Annotated in this window: 12 protein-coding genes; 11 read left to right on the top strand and 1 reads right to left on the bottom strand. The window is 48.2% G+C overall.

Translation table 11 applies throughout. The features are described from left to right. Window positions 1-18 precede the first annotated feature (18 nt). The 3 genes from J2736_RS33700 to atzF are packed head-to-tail and all read left to right on the top strand — an operon-like array spanning window position 19 to window position 6,144. Window positions 19-669 (top strand): urea amidolyase associated protein UAAP2, encoded by a 651-nt coding sequence (locus tag J2736_RS33700; protein WP_310502897.1) that lies wholly within the window; start codon window positions 19-21, stop codon window positions 667-669. A 32-nt stretch (window positions 670-701) separates the two neighbouring features. Further along, window positions 702-4,325 (top strand): urea carboxylase, encoded by a 3,624-nt coding sequence (gene uca, locus J2736_RS33705; RefSeq protein WP_310502898.1) that lies wholly within the window; start codon window positions 702-704, stop codon window positions 4,323-4,325. Window positions 4,326-4,341: 16 nt separating this feature from the next. Next, window positions 4,342-6,144 (top strand): allophanate hydrolase, encoded by a 1,803-nt coding sequence (atzF, locus tag J2736_RS33710; protein WP_397342227.1) that lies wholly within the window; start codon window positions 4,342-4,344, stop codon window positions 6,142-6,144. 336 nt (window positions 6,145-6,480) lie between these two features. Here atzF and J2736_RS33715 read toward each other — a convergent pair whose 3' ends face one another. Next, complete coding sequence (locus J2736_RS33715; RefSeq protein ID WP_310502899.1) at window positions 6,481-6,882, bottom strand: MarR family winged helix-turn-helix transcriptional regulator; 402 nt, start codon at window positions 6,880-6,882, stop codon at window positions 6,481-6,483. Between the two features lie 341 nt (window positions 6,883-7,223). On the opposite strand from J2736_RS33715, the gene J2736_RS33720 reads away from it, so the two are divergent. The 8 genes from J2736_RS33720 (at window position 7,224) to J2736_RS33755 (ending at window position 16,174) form a co-directional block, all read left to right on the top strand. Continuing rightward, window positions 7,224-7,715, top strand: coding sequence for a hypothetical protein (locus tag J2736_RS33720; protein WP_310502900.1), 492 nt, complete (start codon window positions 7,224-7,226; stop codon window positions 7,713-7,715). Further along, window positions 7,708-8,232, top strand: a complete 525-nt coding sequence (locus J2736_RS33725; protein WP_310502901.1) for a cupin domain-containing protein — start codon at window positions 7,708-7,710, stop codon at window positions 8,230-8,232. The genes J2736_RS33720 and J2736_RS33725 overlap by 8 nt, the downstream gene beginning before the upstream one ends. Window positions 8,233-8,264: 32 nt before the next feature. Continuing rightward, complete coding sequence (locus J2736_RS33730) at window positions 8,265-8,885, top strand: NADPH-dependent FMN reductase (protein ID WP_310502902.1); 621 nt, start codon at window positions 8,265-8,267, stop codon at window positions 8,883-8,885. A 400-nt stretch (window positions 8,886-9,285) separates the two neighbouring features. Then, window positions 9,286-11,520: an AraC family transcriptional regulator gene (locus tag J2736_RS33735; protein WP_310502903.1), complete on the top strand. Its 2,235-nt coding sequence runs from the start codon at window positions 9,286-9,288 to the stop codon at window positions 11,518-11,520. Between the two features lie 276 nt (window positions 11,521-11,796). Continuing rightward, window positions 11,797-12,651, top strand: a complete 855-nt coding sequence (locus tag J2736_RS33740) for an ABC transporter permease (protein ID WP_310502904.1) — start codon at window positions 11,797-11,799, stop codon at window positions 12,649-12,651. Between the two features lie 12 nt (window positions 12,652-12,663). After that, entirely contained in the window at window positions 12,664-13,539 is an 876-nt protein-coding gene (locus tag J2736_RS33745) for a carbohydrate ABC transporter permease (RefSeq protein ID WP_310502905.1), read from the top strand. Window positions 13,540-13,563: 24 nt separating this feature from the next. Then, complete coding sequence (locus J2736_RS33750; RefSeq protein ID WP_310502906.1) at window positions 13,564-15,207, top strand: type 2 periplasmic-binding domain-containing protein; 1,644 nt, start codon at window positions 13,564-13,566, stop codon at window positions 15,205-15,207. A 76-nt stretch (window positions 15,208-15,283) separates the two neighbouring features. Further along, window positions 15,284-16,174, top strand: coding sequence for a family 43 glycosylhydrolase (locus J2736_RS33755; RefSeq protein WP_310502907.1), 891 nt, complete (start codon window positions 15,284-15,286; stop codon window positions 16,172-16,174). Window positions 16,175-16,478: the final 304 nt, after the last annotated feature.

Raw genomic sequence — 16,478 nt, forward strand, 5'->3', positions numbered from 1 at the left:
TCGGAGGAGGCTGGGAAGATGGCTGTATTTAATCGAGTGGAAAGCCCTCGTCAAGTGGAGGATGCCATATATTGTGAAGTAATTCAGGCGGGAGATGGCTGGATGCGTGTTCTGAAGCCAGGGCAAGTCATGCGGATCGTGGATCTGGAAGGCAATCAGGCAGCAGACACCTTGTTCTATGATGCGGAAAATCCTGAGGATCATTACAGTGCGGTGGCAACGATCACAGGACAAAGCAATATTTACTTGAGCACAGGTTCCATCCTGAGAGCAGAGTCGGGCAAGGAATTGTTGAAAATCGTAGCTGACACCTGCGGACGTCATGATACCGTCGGCGGCTCGTGCTCAGCGCAAAGCAACACGGTGCGGTACTCGCACGATAAGCTGTCGATGCACAATTGTCGCGATACGTTCATGCTGCAGTTGGCTGGGCAGGACGGCTCCTATACGAAGCGGGACTTGGCGCCGAACATTAACTTCTTCATGAATGTACCGGTGACACCGGATGGCGGTCTGAAATTCGATGATGGCGTGTCCGCGCCTGGCTGTTATGTTGAAATGCAGTCCATTGCCAGCACGATGGCACTTATCAGCAATTGTCCACAGCTTAACAATCCATGTAATGCCTATAACCCGACACCGATTCAGGTGCTTATCTGGGATAAATAACTGACGAACATAAATGCGAAGGAGTGGTTACGATGTTTACAAAAGTGCTAATTGCGAACCGTGGAGCAATCGCCGTACGTATCGAGCGTACATTGCGCAAAATGGGAGTTCAATCCGTAGCTGTTTATACGGCGGCAGATCAAGATAGTTTACATGTGGATGGAGCCGATGAGGCCGTTCTGATCGGTGAGGGACCAGCGAAGTCGAGTTACTTGAATACGGAGCTGATTCTCCAAACAGCGCTCGAAACGGGTGCGCAAGCGATCCATCCTGGGTACGGCTTCTTGAGCGAAAATGCGGATTTTGCCCGCGCATGTCGCGAGCATGGCATTGTATTCATCGGACCGACGCCGGAGCAGATGGAGATGTTCGGACTGAAGCATTCCGCACGTGAGATTGCCGAAAGAGCAGGTGTGCCGATGCTGCCAGGTACGCCTCTTATCACCGAATTAGAGGAAGCTTTAATAGAAGCAGCGCGAATTGGCTACCCAGTTATTCTAAAAAGCACAGCAGGCGGCGGCGGTATCGGCATGCGTGTTTGTGCAGATGAAGCGACACTGCGCTCTGCCTACGATGGTGTACGTCATTTGGCTGAAACGAATTTCAAAAACGGGGGCATGTTCCTCGAAAAATATATTGCCCGTGCTCGTCACGTTGAAGTTCAAATTTTTGGCAACGCCTTAGGCGAAGTCGTGACGCTAGGTGAGCGCGATTGCTCTATTCAACGCCGTAATCAGAAAGTAATTGAAGAAAGTCCTGCTCCGAACTTGTCGGACGATGTGCGTGAGGCGATGTTTGCATCGGCGAAACGCCTCGCTGCTGAAGTCGGTTACCGCAGTGCAGGAACCGTTGAATATCTCTACGATCCAGAAACGTGTGAGTTTTATTTCTTGGAAGTGAACACGCGCCTTCAAGTGGAGCACGGTGTGACAGAGGAAGTACTTGGCATTGACCTCGTGGAGTGGATGGTGCGTGAAGCGGCATTGGAACTGGATGATCTAGGGTCGCTAATCCGCAAGCCGCAAGGCCATAGTATCCAAGCGCGGATTTACGCGGAGGACTGCCTCCAGCAGTTCCGTCCGAGTGCGGGACAATTGGATCGTGCTGTTTTCTCTAGCGATGCTCGCAATGAGACTTGGGTTCGTGATGGTCTGACCGTAACGACACTTTATGACCCCATGCTGGCTAAAATCATTGTTCACGGCAAGGACCGCCTGGACGCGATCCATAAATTAGTTGAAGCACTGGCTGAAACGCGCATGTACGGTTTAACAACGAATCTGCAGTATGTACGTGCGCTTCTGCAAGAAGAGGCTTGCCTGAGCGGGAATGTGTACACGCAATTGTTAAATACATTTGAGCCCACAGAGCGTGCGCTTGAAGTCGTCGATGGCGGCATTCAGACAACCGTGCAAGACTTCCCGGGCCGCATTCGCCATTGGGATGTCGGTGTGCCGCCTTGCGGACCGATGGATCCTTTATCGTTCCGTATCGGGAACAAGCTGCTTGGCAATGCCGACGATGCGCCTGGGCTTGAAATGACCCTGCGTGGCGGCTCCTACAGGTTCCGCAGTGATATGTGGTTCTGCGTAACCGGTGCGGATATGCAAGCGGAGCTCGATGGAGAGACAGTTGCTACGTATCGACCTATCTATGCAACGCAAGGGCAAGTGCTAAGCTTTGGCGAAGCCAAAGAAGGCATGCGCACTTACTTGCTCATCGGCGGTGGACTCGATATGCCGAAGCTTCTAGGCAGTTCGTCCACGTTTACGCTGGGCGGCTTCGGTGGTCACGGCGGACGTGCGCTGCGCACGGGTGATGTGCTTGGTGTTAACGAAGGCGGAGAGAACCGTGTGCAAGACGTCTACGAATTAGCTCAAGATCATCGCCCTGGCATGACACGCGAGTGGACGATTGGGGTCGTGCCTGGACCGCATTGTACAGGTGAGTTTTTGCGGACGGAGTATCTGGATCAACTGACAGAAACGAGCTGGGAAGTGCATTTCAACTCATCAAGAACAGGTGTTCGTTTGAAGGGGCCAGCTCCGCTATGGACACGTGAAGATGGTGGGGAAGCGGGACTTCACCCTTCGAATATTCACGATAACGCCTACGCGATAGGAACGCTCGACCTAACAGGCGACATGCCGATTTTGCTTGGGCCAGATGGACCGAGTCTTGGTGGTTTTGTCTGTCCGGTGACGACGGCATCGGCTGAATTCTGGAAGCTAGGTCAATTACACCCTGGTGACTCGATCCGTTTCCATCTACTGACGCTGCAAGAAGCTGAAGCGCTGCGTGACTTGCAAGAGAGCAACTTGCGTGCGATTGGCGAGGGACTTTTTGACCAGTTGGTACACGTGCAGTTGCCCCCTGTGAATGAGGAGATTACGCCGGAGTATCCACGTCTTTATCATGCTGTAGAGAACCGCCGCTTCCCAATCACCATTCGCTGCTGCGGGGACCAAAACTTGCTCGTCGAATACGGTGAGCTAGAGCTGGATTTGCTGCTTCGCCTCCAAGTGCAGGCTTTGATGCAGGCAATCGTGGAAATTGGCTCCATTCCCGTGTTTGATCTGACTCCGGGGATCCGCTCCTTGCAAATTCATATAGATCCATCGCAAATTACGGTGACTGAGGCTTGCCTTAAGGTCGTAGAGATCGACGCTGCCCTCCCTCCTTTGGAGCAATTCCGTGTACCATCGCGTATTGTGCGCTTGCCATTGTCGTGGGATGATCCTTCAACGCAGCTTGCGATTGAGCGCTATCAACAAGGCGTGCGTCCAGATGCACCTTGGTGTCCGAGCAATATTGAGTTTATTAGGCGGATTAACGGCTTAGATGAGATAGATGAAGTGAAAAAGATTGTATATGAAGCCAACTACCTCGTACTAGGGTTAGGTGATGTGTATCTAGGGGCTCCTGTGGCTACGCCGGTTGATCCTCGTCATCGTTTAGTTACAACAAAATACAATCCAGCTCGTACCTGGACCCCTGAAAATGCTGTCGGCATCGGCGGAGCGTACATGTGCGTGTATGGAATGGAAGGTCCTGGCGGATATCAATTCGTAGGACGTACGATTCAAATGTGGAATCGTCTGCGCTCAACGGAGAGTTTTCAGACGGGTAAGCCTTGGTTGTTGAGATTTTTTGATCAAATCCAGTTCTATGAAGTGAGTGCGGAAGAGTTGCTTCAATTACGTGAGGACTTCCCTCGCGGTCGATATGAGGCTGATATTCAAGAGACAACGTTTGATTTAGGGGAGTATCTGCAATTTTTAAGTTCTATAGAAGAAAGTGCGGAAACTTTCCGTGCTGAGCAGCGCGTAGCGTTCAATGAGGAGCGTGAGAGCTGGAAGGCGAAAGGACTTGCTGAATATGTCTCCGAGCAGGAGACAGGGGATGCTGCGCCGGAGGATGAGTTGCCTGCAGGCACGATTGCGGTACGCGGGATTATGCCAGGCAGTGTTTGGAAAGTGTTGGTATCTCCAGGGGAGCAAGTGAAGAAAGGCGACCAACTGGCGATTCTTGAAAGTATGAAAATGGAGTTCCCGCAGCACGCGCCTTGTGATGGCTTTGTTTCCATGATTGGTGTTAAACCGGGGGATCAAGTGCATGCCGGACAATTAATTCTAGGTATCGCACAATCTGCGTAAGGAAGAGGTGAAGGGTATGGGAGAGCGAAGAGATGGAGAACGAACGATGAGTGATTTGTTGGAAAAAGAGTTAACCCTATCTTACTTGCGTGAAAAGTATGAAGCAGGCGCGTTATCTCCTCAGGAGGTCATGGCGGCCGTTGTAGAGCGTTCCATCGCGGATGCTGATATGAACATCTGGATTACACCGCCGTCGATGGATGCGATTCAACCGTACTTGGACCGCTTATCTTCCTTAGCTATTGCCGATGCTCCGCTGTGGGGGATTCCCTTTGCAATCAAAGACAACATTGATCTAGCTGGCGTGCCGACAACGGCGGCCTGCGCGGAATTTGCCTTTACGCCGGAGGAGCATGCGGGAGTCGTGGAACGATTAATTGCGGCAGGCGCCATTCCTGTAGGCAAAACCAATCTCGACCAGTTCGCGACAGGCTTAGTCGGCGCTCGCAGCCCGTACGGTGACGCGCATAATGCGCTGCGTCCCGAACTGATCAGCGGCGGCTCGAGCTCAGGCTCAGCCGTCAGCGTGGCCCGTGGCCAAGTGGTATTCTCACTTGGCACCGATACAGCAGGCTCCGGCCGTGTGCCGGCAGCGCTGAATCGCCTAGTCGGCTATAAGCCGAGTCTCGGCGCATGGCCGACCCTTGGGGTCGTGCCAGCCTGTGCGAGCCTCGACTGTGTCACGGTCTTCGCGCATTCCCTGGCGGATGCGCTTGTCGTAGACAGCGTGGCGCGGGGTGTCCACGCGGAAGATCCTTGGTCCCGCCACGTGGTGCGGAAGCCAGCGGGACTGCCCTCAAAGATATGTTTGCCTAGTGGTGAACTAGGCTTTTACGGACCTTTCGCAGCTGAGTATCGCGCTGCGTGGTTGCGAGCAGTTGAACAAGTGCGTGAAGCTGGTCGGCGTGAGGGCATTCAGATTGTTGAGGTAGATATTGAGGTATTCGGGCAAGCTGCGGCGATTTTGTATGAAGGTCCTTGGGTGGCGGAACGCTGGGCTGATATTGGTCCTTTTATCGAAGCGAATCCTGGCGTAGCCTATCCAGTGACGGAGACGATATTACGCTCGGGTGCAGCTGCCGAGTACGATGCAGCATCGGTATTTGTTGCGATGCATAAGCTTCAAGCTCTGAAGCTGGAGGCTCGCAAGTTGCTTCAGGATGCTGTGCTTGTGATGCCGACTTGCGGCGGCACGTGGACGCGTGAGCAAGTTCTTGCGGACCCGATCAGCACGAATCGCGATATGGGTCGCTATACGAACCATTGCAACCTGCTGGATCTGTGCGCGGTTGCTGTGCCTGCGGTCGATGCGGCGCCGGAGACGCCTTTTGGAATTACCCTCTTCGCTGTGGCGGAGGAGGAGGGGCTGATCTGTGGGGCGGCGGAGTTGTTTGTGGGCGAAATAATACCTGCGACCACACCTTCCCTTCCAGCGCCGACGACGCTGGTGGCGGTTTGCGGGCTGCACATGCGTGGCTACCCGCTGGAGAAACAGATGCAAGGCTGCGGAGCGCGATTCATCCGGGAGGATGAATCCGCGGCGAAGTACAGCCTTGTGAAGCTGCCGACATCCCCTGCGAAGCCGGGGATGATCAAGCAACAGCAGGGTGGCGCTGCCATCCTGCTGGAGATTTGGGAGATGCCGCTGGCGGCCTTCGGCGGCTTCGCGGCAGCGATCCCGGCTCCGCTCGGGATCGGCAAGGTTGAGCTCCGGGACGGCACGGAAGTCCCGGGTTTTGTTTGTGAAGCTTACGCGGCTGCGGGCGCGGAAGATATTACGGCGTTGCGCGGTTGGCGCAACGTGGTTCCCCAGAAGTAAGTTATGTTATAAAGGAGCTTAGCGGTTTGTACCTTGTACCCGCTAAGCTCCTTTTAGTTTCCGTTTCTCGGAAGACCACGCAAGGTAAGGTGATGGCATCATCCTATCTTGTGTGTTTTCTCATTTTTACTGGAAATAAAGTGATGGTATAGCGCTAAAGTGTTGAAATAAGCAGGAAACCTCGACTTTGGAGCTGTTAGCGTTATCACATAACGTTATTGTTCAGCCAGTCGTCCATTAGCACGGATTAGCGTTCTCTCGTAACGTTATGTAAAGTAGTTGCCTCATTTTAGATCTTTTCGGACCGCCTCTTTTTTTATGTGTGAGACAGCCAACCTACTGCTGGCTTAACGGAAACAACATTTTAGAAGCAAGAGCACGGAATTGTAAGCTCTCTTTGTCATTAAGGGTATCCGTGATGGCTTTAATTTGACGTCCGATCTTACTGCTTACAACCTGAATCAGTTGATGCCCCTCGGCGGTCACCTTTACATGAACGACGCGACCATCGTGAGGGGAATTACTGCGTTCAACTAGCCCCCGGCGCTCCGCACGATTGATCAATCCGGTAATGCTGGATTTGTCGAGATCAAGGTACTGGGCTAGCTGTAACATACTTAATTCTCGATCGCGTAAAATGCCGAACAACCGAATCTGAATGATGGAAACATCGTGTTCAGCTCCGACCCGGGTAAGGATTCCTTGAACAAGGAAGGATAATTGGATCAAACTATCCATAATCGAGAGATTTTCTTGGGAATTAGTATTTTTTTCGTTCACATTATTCACTCCAGCTAAGCTCAGATATTCGTAATCAAGCCTGTAAGTTATTTTCTATTTTATCATAAAAGTCATTGACATTGTACGTGGCACAAACTATATTGTTTGTATCACGTACTAATTTTACGTCTTAGGAGGTTATGACGAAATGTCGATGAGCAAAAGCAAAAGTAGAGGAGTTTTGATTCCTTCTTTGTATCGCTGTCGGCATTGCCCTGCTATTTTTGGGTTATTTTAGCTACTACATTTCCGTGCACGGGAACGGAGATAGCGAGCTCAAACGTTTGGCAACAGAACAAATGGAAAGAGGCGTTGTCAAGCTTCCCGTTCGAATAGGGATACTTTTTAACGATTTTGGTACGTATGCGGTTTATCTTGGAGCGGTATGTATATCCTTATTGTGGTTGAAGCGAGGATTGAAATCTCAGTCTAAGATCGTCCGTAGAATAGGAAAATGGGTTCTTAAACTTCACGAATTTTCGGGCTGGGCTGTAGTGGTCCTCATTGTTGCGCATAGTATTTATTTTTTAATCAAAGAAATTCATGTTCAATATATTTACTCCGGAGCTGCCAGTTTGATTATCCTGCTGACCATTGTGGGTTACGGTTCTTTGATTAGAAAAGTAAGGAACATATGGATGAGAGCCATTCATCGTTACTTGGCTATTGTTTGGATTCCCGTACTGTGGATTCATGCGGGTAAGGATGTCATATTCGCGGCTGTTGCAACCTTCGCAGTAGTGCTTCTGGTTAACATGCTTGAGAAGGCGAGTGTTCGTTCGAATGGCTAAACCAATCCAGCTTCGGTTTCCTGATGGGATGACAGTCACTTTATTGGAACAAGGGAATGATGAGTGGGGGGACTTTTTACGGATAGAGCATCAAATACTCCAGCAAGGAGCAATGAATCCCCCTCATTGGCATCCGATTCTGACAGAAACCTTCGAGGTGAAGCAAGGTTTAGTTAAAGGAATTGTGGATGGCGTAGAAAGGGAGCTCGGTCCTGGCGATCGTTTGACCATTTATCCGAAACAGGTGCATCAATTCTTTAACGTTGGCCAAGAGACGCTGATAGGGATCCACGAAGTTCGCCCTCCCGGATGCCACTGGGACATGTTTGTGCTGCATCATCAATTAGCATGGGAAGGGAAGTTGAGTCAAAAGGGAGTTCCCTATAATCCTCTTTGGCTTGGAGTGATATGGAAATATGGCGACGGATATGATGCAGGAGCCCCAGCCATTGTGCAAAAGGTGGTTCTTGGTGGACTGGCTCGTCTCGCCAAGGCTCTTGGATATCGTGTCGATTAATAAATACCGAATACAGAAATGAAGGTGTAACAATGGATCAGAAGAAGACGGTTCTCCTGGTCATGGGGAGCATACGAGCAGGCAGAAATTGCCCAAAAATCACGGCATGGGTTGAGTCCATTGGTCGAGCGCATTCAGATTATGAATACGAGATCATCGATCTGGCGAATTGGCCGTTGCCGATGGACGATGAGACGGGGATTCCCGCCTTGGGGGGATACTGCCAGCTGCACACTCAAGCGTGGAGCGAAAAGATTAAGCAGGCAAGTGGCGTAATTTTCGTTACGCCCCAGTTTAACTGGGGTTATCCAGCGGCGCTCAAGAACGCGATTGATCATCTATACCACGAATGGCGGGATAAGCCAGTCATGATCGTGACCTACGGCGGCCATGGTGGTGGCCGATGCGGTAAGCAGCTAAGACGGGTGGCGGTTCGGCTGAGGATGCGCATTGTGCCGACATCTCCTGCACTCCGGTTATCTGACGCGGTCATCCGTGAGGGAGCCGAACTGCAACCAGAGCGTGATTTTCGCGATTTTGCGCCACGGGTTCAGCGGGCATTATCGGAACTAGCCGATCAACTGGAAGGCCATGAAAGTGTTCTGGCACGGATGCGCCGTAAATGGAAGGTAGCGTTAGCTGTCCTTTCCTGATCATTTGTGTTGTTTTTGTCTTTTCATTATCGTCGAAAACTGCAGTAGTCCGATTTCTCCGAACTAAACCAAGTCTAACGTTCAAAAAAGGCCCATTAGTCCGATTCTGCCCAACTAATTAACCCATTTTCTCGAGTGGAGGGTGTTTGAAGCAGTTTAGTTGGGCGTTTTCGGACTAATCCAGGTTAGATGGCGCGTACGACTAGAATAGTTCGATGATTTCGGACTAACGGGCGATAAATCCCGCCCCTCGCGCCATCCAGTTCCCCACTCTCCCTAGAGTTTCCCCCTCGCAGATCCCTCCCACCCATATTCCTTAATATTACAATCTCGTACAAATCGCATGGAATGTAGTAGACTAAAGTAAATGACACTTCGCAATGACGATTAGGGGGAGACCATGCAAAAGAAATGGTTTTACCGATTACTCTTTTCCTATGTACCTTTTTTCTTTTTTATCGTGCTAGTCCTGATGATGGTGTTTTATTACAAATGGAATGTGGAAACGCGAGAACGGATTCAGAATACGAATGACGTCTTCGCGTCCCATGTCATGAATGTCATGGATTCCTCGTTCCAGACGATTGAGAACTTCGTTATCCAACAAATGCTCACCGACGAAGCGATTAAAGGCTATTTTAGCAGCATTGAGTCCGTGTCGCCGTATTCTGCGTATGAAGTTTCGCAAAGGTTGAATAATATCAAGACGTTGTTCCCCTTTGCCGGCGATGTGTATCTCTATAAGAAATCAAGCAATGAAGTGATTACGGATAACTCTATTTTTAAATTGGATCAATTTGCGGACGCTTCTTTTGTGGAAGCTGCTTTCAAAGGGGAAGCAGGCGTTCAATGGACCGCTCCTCGTTCGTACAACCAATTCAAAGGGGAAATGCGTTCAGACCAAGTGCTTTCTCTTGCCAAAAGGGTACCGATCACCTCATCCGTTCCCAATGGCGTGGTGGTTATTAATATTAATCTGGGTTCGCTCACCAGCATGCTGCAATCCATTAAAGCGAGCGCCGCAGATTCCATCGAGCTGTTAAGCGCTCAAGACAAGCCGTTCAAGGAGCCAGGAGCGGATTTGGATTTTAAGCCGAATGCATGGGCAATTAGCACGATTACATCCTCCTACACGGGCTGGAAGTTGGCCGTTAAGGTGCCTAAGTTAGAGCAAGGGAGTTTATTGGCTGTATTTTTTGGTGCATGGACCCTGCCAATGTTTGGTGCGATCTTGATTAGCCTCATGTTCTTAATGTTTATTACGCATCGCAACTATAAGCCGATTGAAGAAATTATGATACGAATTGATCGTTATGCGTTGAAACGAAGTCTGTCCATGGGGAAGAAATCCGAACATGACGAATTTCAGTTTATTACCTCGGCCCTGGATAATTTAGTTGAGAAATCGAATCAATACGAACTGCGACATCAAGAGGATTTATCCATCCGCAAAAAATATTGGTTCTACGAGCTGTTAGAAGGTAATTTCTCTCTGAATCAAGCCGAGTGGGAGACGGAAGCAGCGCAATTAGAGCTTCCAGAGAGTTTTCATTCCACGCTTGTGATGATTATTGAAATCGATAATTACCAAGAATTCCAAGCCAAATACTCCAGCAGGGATCAGTCGCTATTTAAGTTTGTTATTCATGGTGTGCTGCAAGAAATTGCCCAGAGCCAGGAGTTAACGGTATGGTTCGAATGGAAAGAGGCGGATCAATTATGTGCCATTCTCTATGTACAGGCAGAACAAGATTACCCATCAATCGAGCCCTTGGCACAATTAATCAAAAATTGGGTTTCCACGAATTTGAAATTTACAATTTCCATTTATGTTGGGACCAGAGGGAATGAGGCAGAAGAAATTAGCCATTCCTATCAAGATGCGCTGAAAGCTGGGCAATTTAGAACGCTCCGTGGCTATAACAACGTCTACTATGCGACAGAAACGCAATCACACCTACAGAGTGATATCTACCGCCAACTGCAATCCGTTCGATCGTTAGTCAAAGCCGTGCGAGCAGCGGAAGCGGAATGGCAGCGGATTTTGGAAGAACTGTTTGTGGATATGAGAACAGAGCAGCTTCCTCGGGAGAAGGTACTCGATATCATTCACTATTTGTTTTTCGCTTTGGAAAAAGAAATGGAAGACCTGCCGCCAGAACTCGCCCGCCATTGGGTAGATCGGCTCAATGTTGAAGCGAGAACCGCTTTGGTTGCCACAGATCTTATCGGAGATATCCAAGTAGGTTTACAAGATTTGCTGAATGCATTGGTCGCGTCCATACAAGAATGGCAGCTAGCCAACGAGCATCATAATCGCATTGATGAAATTAAACTGTATTTGCTTCAAAATTACAGCAACCCCGATTTGTCCCTCAATTATTTGAGTGAGAAATTCGATCTTCCTTCACGGGTATTGAGCAAGCTATTTAAAGCGGAAACAGGTGAACGCTTCGTTGAATACCTGATCGATATTCGAATGACAGAAGCGAAGCGGTTGCTCCTTCAGACGACCGAACCTGTGCAGTCGATTGGTGAGCAAGTCGGTTATTTGCAGGTGATTTCTTTTATCCGTACCTTTAAAAAAGCGGAAGGCAGCACGCCGGGAGAGTACCGAAAGCAGCATGGTACTTGAGAATTCAGCGCATTTACCAAAATGTTAACTCGCGGAAATTGTTTATTGACCGTTAGGCAAGACAAGCCGTTCCTTTGCATCTGCTAAGGGCGGTTTTTTCTTGTAGATTTACATAAATGTTTATGGTGCGAATAATGGAAATTGTGGCGAGAGGACCCTCCAAGTATAGTGAGGTTGTGTTCAGATCGAACCTGCAGGAGACTCTGACACAGATGCATCAAGGGGGTGAACCATATCGGCAGCGCAACTTGGAAACGCAACATTCCACTCTACCTCATGTTTACGCCGATTATCCTTTTCTTTATCTTATTCAAATATGTTCCGATGTTCGGTAGTATCATGGCGTTCAAACATTACAATTTCGGAGATGGTATTCTCCACAGTCCTTGGGTGGGACTTGAGAACTTCAAGGTTCTATTTAGTACACCTGCTACGATTCAAATTATAAGAAACACACTTTTACTTAGTATGATGTCGATCTTTATTGGATTTCCTTTTCCAATTCTTCTGGCGATTATGTTAAATGAAGTTCGTTCCAAGTGGTTTAAAAGTCTCGTACAAACGCTCGTATTCCTACCTCATTTCTTCTCGTGGATCATCGTTGGGGGGATCATCGTTACCATCTTTTCACAGCAAAGCGGAATGCTAAATAGTGTTTGGCAGTATCTCTTCGGACACTCGTACGCTTTCTTGTATCATGAAGGCTCATGGCTATCTATCTTTGTAGGTTCTGGGATTTGGAAAGAAGCTGGATTTAGTGCCATTGTTTATTTAGCTGCACTCGGTAGTATTGATGGCAGTCTATATGAGGCTGCTGGATTGGATGGCGCTAGTAAATGGAAGCAGATCTGGCATGTAACCTTGCCGGGTATCAGCTCAACGGTGGTATTAATGTTTATACTGGCGATGGGGCGTGTCATGGAAGTCGGTTTTGATCAAATTTTTATGCTGCAAAACGCAACAGTTTCGAATATATCCGAGGTCATCTCCACGTATGTGTACAAAATTGGATTAATGGGCTCGCAATTCAGTCTAACAGCAGCTATCGGGCTATTTGAGTCCTTGGTTAGCTTGATCCTTGTATTCGTAACGAATCGAATTGCTCGCAAATTCGGCAATGGCTTGTGGTAGGGGGAGGACGACATGCAAACTTCATATGGTGAACGAACATTAGTCGTCATATTTTATGGCTTATTAACAATAGCAGCATTGGCGTGTTTATTCCCTTTGCTCCACATCATATCGCTGTCCATTAGTGATACGCATGCGGTGGCATCAGGCTGGGTAACCTTTTATCCAATTGGCCTCTCGCTCGAATCCTATAAACAGCTGATGTCGGGCTCACCGATTATACAATCTTTTTTCAATAGCGTAGAAATTACAGGGGTTGGTGTTGTCTTAAGTATGGCTTTTACCATACTGGCGGCATATCCATTAACGCGTTCCTACTTCTTCGGGAGAAAATGGTACTTGTTCGCCATCGTCTTTACGATGCTTTTCGGCGGAGGACTGATTCCAACTTATTTGACCGTGAAAGCCTATGGAATAATGAACACGTATTGGGCTTTATGGCTGCCGGGACTTGTCAGTACCTTTAATCTTCTTGTACTTCGCTCTTTTATGGAGAACATTCCAAGTGAGCTGGATGATGCTGCAAGGATAGATGGTTGTGGAGATTGGAAATACTTGACGCGAATTGTACTTCCATTATCGATGCCTGTTCTTACGACACTTGCTTTATTTTACGGTGTGGGTTACTGGAACTCTTTCTTCAATGTGCTCATTTACATCAATGAAACAACGAAATATAACTTGTCCGTTTTGGTTCAACAAATGATTCAAAGTCAAACGATGCTAGCACAAATGAACAGCTCAGATGCTGCAGATCAGATTTTATTAACACCAGAAGAGGTCAACTCGGCTGCCATTATTGTCATGGTGCTGCCGATCATGGTCATTTATCCACTGTTGCAAAGGCATTTTGTTAAGGGTGTCATGATTGGGGCTATTAAAGGATAAAACTCAGAAGAGGGGTTATGGAAGATGAAAACTTGGAATCGGAAAATGGTAACGCTCGTAACGCTGACAATGGCTTGTGGATGTTTATTGGTTGCTTGCTCGAAAGATAGTGGCTCGGAGGCGACTGCTGCACCGGGAACAACAGCAGGTACAACTGCGCCTGCAAAAAAGGGGAACATATCCGTTACGCTCTATGATCGCGGCAACATTCCACAAGGCATGGGCACCATTGATAATAACAGATGGACCAAATGGGTAAATGAAACAGGGCCAGCCGAAGCCAAGTATGTGCCTATTCCTCGTGGAGAGTCCGTACAGAAGTTGAATATTTTATTCGCATCCGGCAGCGCACCAGATGTTATTCATGAATTTGATACCAATTTTAGAGACCAGCTCTATCAGCAGAAACAGATTATGCCTGTTGATGATTTGATCCAAAAGTACAGCACGACCTATAAGGCACTCATGCAAAAGTACCCTGAGCTGAAAAAAGCAGGCTCTAAGTCAGATGGCAAGCAATATGAATTTGGCCGTGTTCAGAAGCTCGTAGGCTTCCAAGCGCTCTTTATTCGTGAAGACTGGCTGAAGAAGCTTGGCTTGAAGGCGCCTGAAACCGTGGAAGACCTATTCAAGGTCGCACAGGCTTTTGCGAATGATGATCCGGATGGTAATGGCAAAAAGGACACCTACGGTATCGCGCTAAGCGGTGAAACAGGCAGTGCGATCTCCACAATGTTCCAGGATGTGAGTTGGGTACTGCAAGATGGAAAGCTAGTTCACGATTGGGATAGAGCCAAAGCAGCAGTGACCTTCAAGAAACAATTGTTTGACGCAGGTCTGACAGATAAGGATTTCTTAACGGATAAAAATGGTCAAAAAGCGGTTCAAGATTGGATTAATGGGAAGACAGGTATTTTTGTTGGACGTACCGTTGACCCTGCAAACTATGCTACCTATTACGAGCCTTTGAAGAAGAACGTGCCGACTGCCGAAGTGACATCCATTAAGCTCCCTGCTTCTACGTATGGTCGTTTTGCCGTGGGGGTCAATAATCCGGTCCAGATGACAACGGTTATTAATTCGAAAACGAAGGATCCTCAGGCAGCGATGAAATATATCGACTTCATGTCAGACAAATCAACTGCGGAAGTGCTTCGATACGGAACGCCTGAGGTGGATTCTGTCAAAAAAGCCAATGGCTGTTATGGGCCTAAGGATTTGGCGCAGTTTAGTAAAGAAGTATCTTGGAATCTTGACTTCCAACTCTTGCTGCAGCAGATCGAGATCGAGCCTTGTGCAAGTGTAACAAGCCAGTTGGATGCCAGTCAGCCGTTGCAGAAGGAATTTATTGAGCTAATTAAACAAAACAATATCGCCAACCTTAGCGATGATGTGAAATTTGCGCCAATTACGGCTAATGAACATATGCCAGCATTACCAGAAGATCTCAAAATCGTGAATACGAATGTGACCAAAATAACGGACTTCTATAATAAAGCGATTGTCTCTGGTTCTGCGTACACGGTAGATCAAGCATTTGCTGACGCGAAAGATTTGTGGACGAAGTCCGGCGGTGCCAAGTTAGAGGAGTTCTACTTGAAATGGTATAACGAGAACAAAGATACCGCATTCCTGGCGAAGGATATGTGGAAATTCAAACAAAACTAAAAAAAGATGCTAGTGCCGCTTTTCATGCATGCATGAGAAGCGGTAAGCTTTTTACAAAAGGATGGGAGAGATCATCATGAAATTTGCCGATATGACAGCGGGAGTGCCATACGCCAAGGACCCGGCCGTTGTTTTTTACAAGGGAAAATACTTCTTATATTATTCGAGAGGACCATTCATTGATGGCCGATGGGGAATCGGCGTTGCGGAAAGCACGGATTTGGAGAATTGGACGAAGATCGGAGAAGTGCCACTCGAGCAGCCGTGTGAAGCCAAAGGTATCTGTGCGCCTGGCGCTATCGTGTTAGAAGGTCGTGTGCACTTATTTTATCAAACGTATGGTAATTTTCCGAAGGATGCGATCTGCCATGCGGTATCGGAGGATGGGCTCACGTTTATCAAGAACGAGACGAATCCGATCTTCGCTCCAACAGGGGCGTGGAACAATGGCAGAGCAATTGACGCAGATGTGATCGTTCACGACGAGAAGCTATTTCTTTACTATGCGACGCGTGACCCGAAAGGTGAGATTCAGATGCAAGGCGTGGCAACAGCTCCGCTTCATTCTGATTATGGACGGGCAGCATGGACACAAGCTAGCACAGACACCATTCTAAAGCCAGAGTTGGCATGGGAGGGAGCTTGTATTGAGGCTGCTGCCATGTGCAAACGAGAGGGCAAGCTCTACATGTTCTATGCAGGGGCTTATAATAATGCACCTCAGCAAATCGGTTGTGCGATCAGTGAAGATGGCATTCAGTGGAAGCGGTTGTTTGAAGAGCCCTTATTACCAAATGGGGAGCCAGGTAGTTGGAATTCAAGTGAATCTGGACATCCTTTCCTGTTTGTAGATGGGGATGAGCGGACGTACTTATTCTATCAAGGGAATAATGACATGGGCAAAACGTGGTATCTCTCCAAGGTTGAGATCGGTTGGAAGGATGGTTTACCGTTTGTAATGGAATAGCTCCTGTCTATAGTAACCACGAACCCTGTAGCATATTGCTGCAGGGTTCATGTATGCCAAACAATTCAAAACAGTGGCAATAGTGGAACTTTTTCAAAGGGGTTGTAATTGATTTCTAGACATGGTACATTAGTCCTCGTTGTTCGGAAGCAAGCGAACATAAGCGACAAAAAAAGAAATAAAAAAAGCTTGCAATTAAAAAAACAACATGGTATATTACTTCTCGCTGCTTCGGTAACACGGTAGCGAACGAAAGAAATTGATCTTTGAAAACTGAACAACGAGTGAGTAAGCACAGTCGAGT

Source organism: Paenibacillus qinlingensis, assembly GCF_031455095.1.
Classification (GTDB): Bacteria; Bacillota; Bacilli; order Paenibacillales; family NBRC-103111; genus Paenibacillus_E; species Paenibacillus_E qinlingensis_A.

What these genes read in the sequence shown, in the direction of transcription:
- J2736_RS33725 (WP_310502901.1), top strand. Translation starts at nt 7,708, where the DNA reads ATGGCTAAACCAATCCAGCTTCGGTTTCCTGATGGGATGACAGTCACT.
- J2736_RS33750 (WP_310502906.1), top strand. Translation starts at nt 13,564, where the DNA reads ATGAAAACTTGGAATCGGAAAATGGTAACGCTCGTAACGCTGACAATG.
- J2736_RS33735 (WP_310502903.1), top strand. Translation starts at nt 9,286, where the DNA reads ATGCAAAAGAAATGGTTTTACCGATTACTCTTTTCCTATGTACCTTTT.
- J2736_RS33740 (WP_310502904.1), top strand. Translation starts at nt 11,797, where the DNA reads ATGTTTACGCCGATTATCCTTTTCTTTATCTTATTCAAATATGTTCCG.
- J2736_RS33745 (WP_310502905.1), top strand. Translation starts at nt 12,664, where the DNA reads ATGCAAACTTCATATGGTGAACGAACATTAGTCGTCATATTTTATGGC.
- uca (WP_310502898.1), top strand. Translation starts at nt 702, where the DNA reads ATGTTTACAAAAGTGCTAATTGCGAACCGTGGAGCAATCGCCGTACGT.
- J2736_RS33715 (WP_310502899.1), bottom strand. Translation starts at nt 6,882, where the DNA reads ATGGATAGTTTGATCCAATTATCCTTCCTTGTTCAAGGAATCCTTACC.
- atzF (WP_397342227.1), top strand. Translation starts at nt 4,342, where the DNA reads ATGGGAGAGCGAAGAGATGGAGAACGAACGATGAGTGATTTGTTGGAA.
- J2736_RS33720 (WP_310502900.1), top strand. Translation starts at nt 7,224, where the DNA reads ATGGAAAGAGGCGTTGTCAAGCTTCCCGTTCGAATAGGGATACTTTTT.
- J2736_RS33700 (WP_310502897.1), top strand. Translation starts at nt 19, where the DNA reads ATGGCTGTATTTAATCGAGTGGAAAGCCCTCGTCAAGTGGAGGATGCC.
- J2736_RS33730 (WP_310502902.1), top strand. Translation starts at nt 8,265, where the DNA reads ATGGATCAGAAGAAGACGGTTCTCCTGGTCATGGGGAGCATACGAGCA.
- J2736_RS33755 (WP_310502907.1), top strand. Translation starts at nt 15,284, where the DNA reads ATGAAATTTGCCGATATGACAGCGGGAGTGCCATACGCCAAGGACCCG.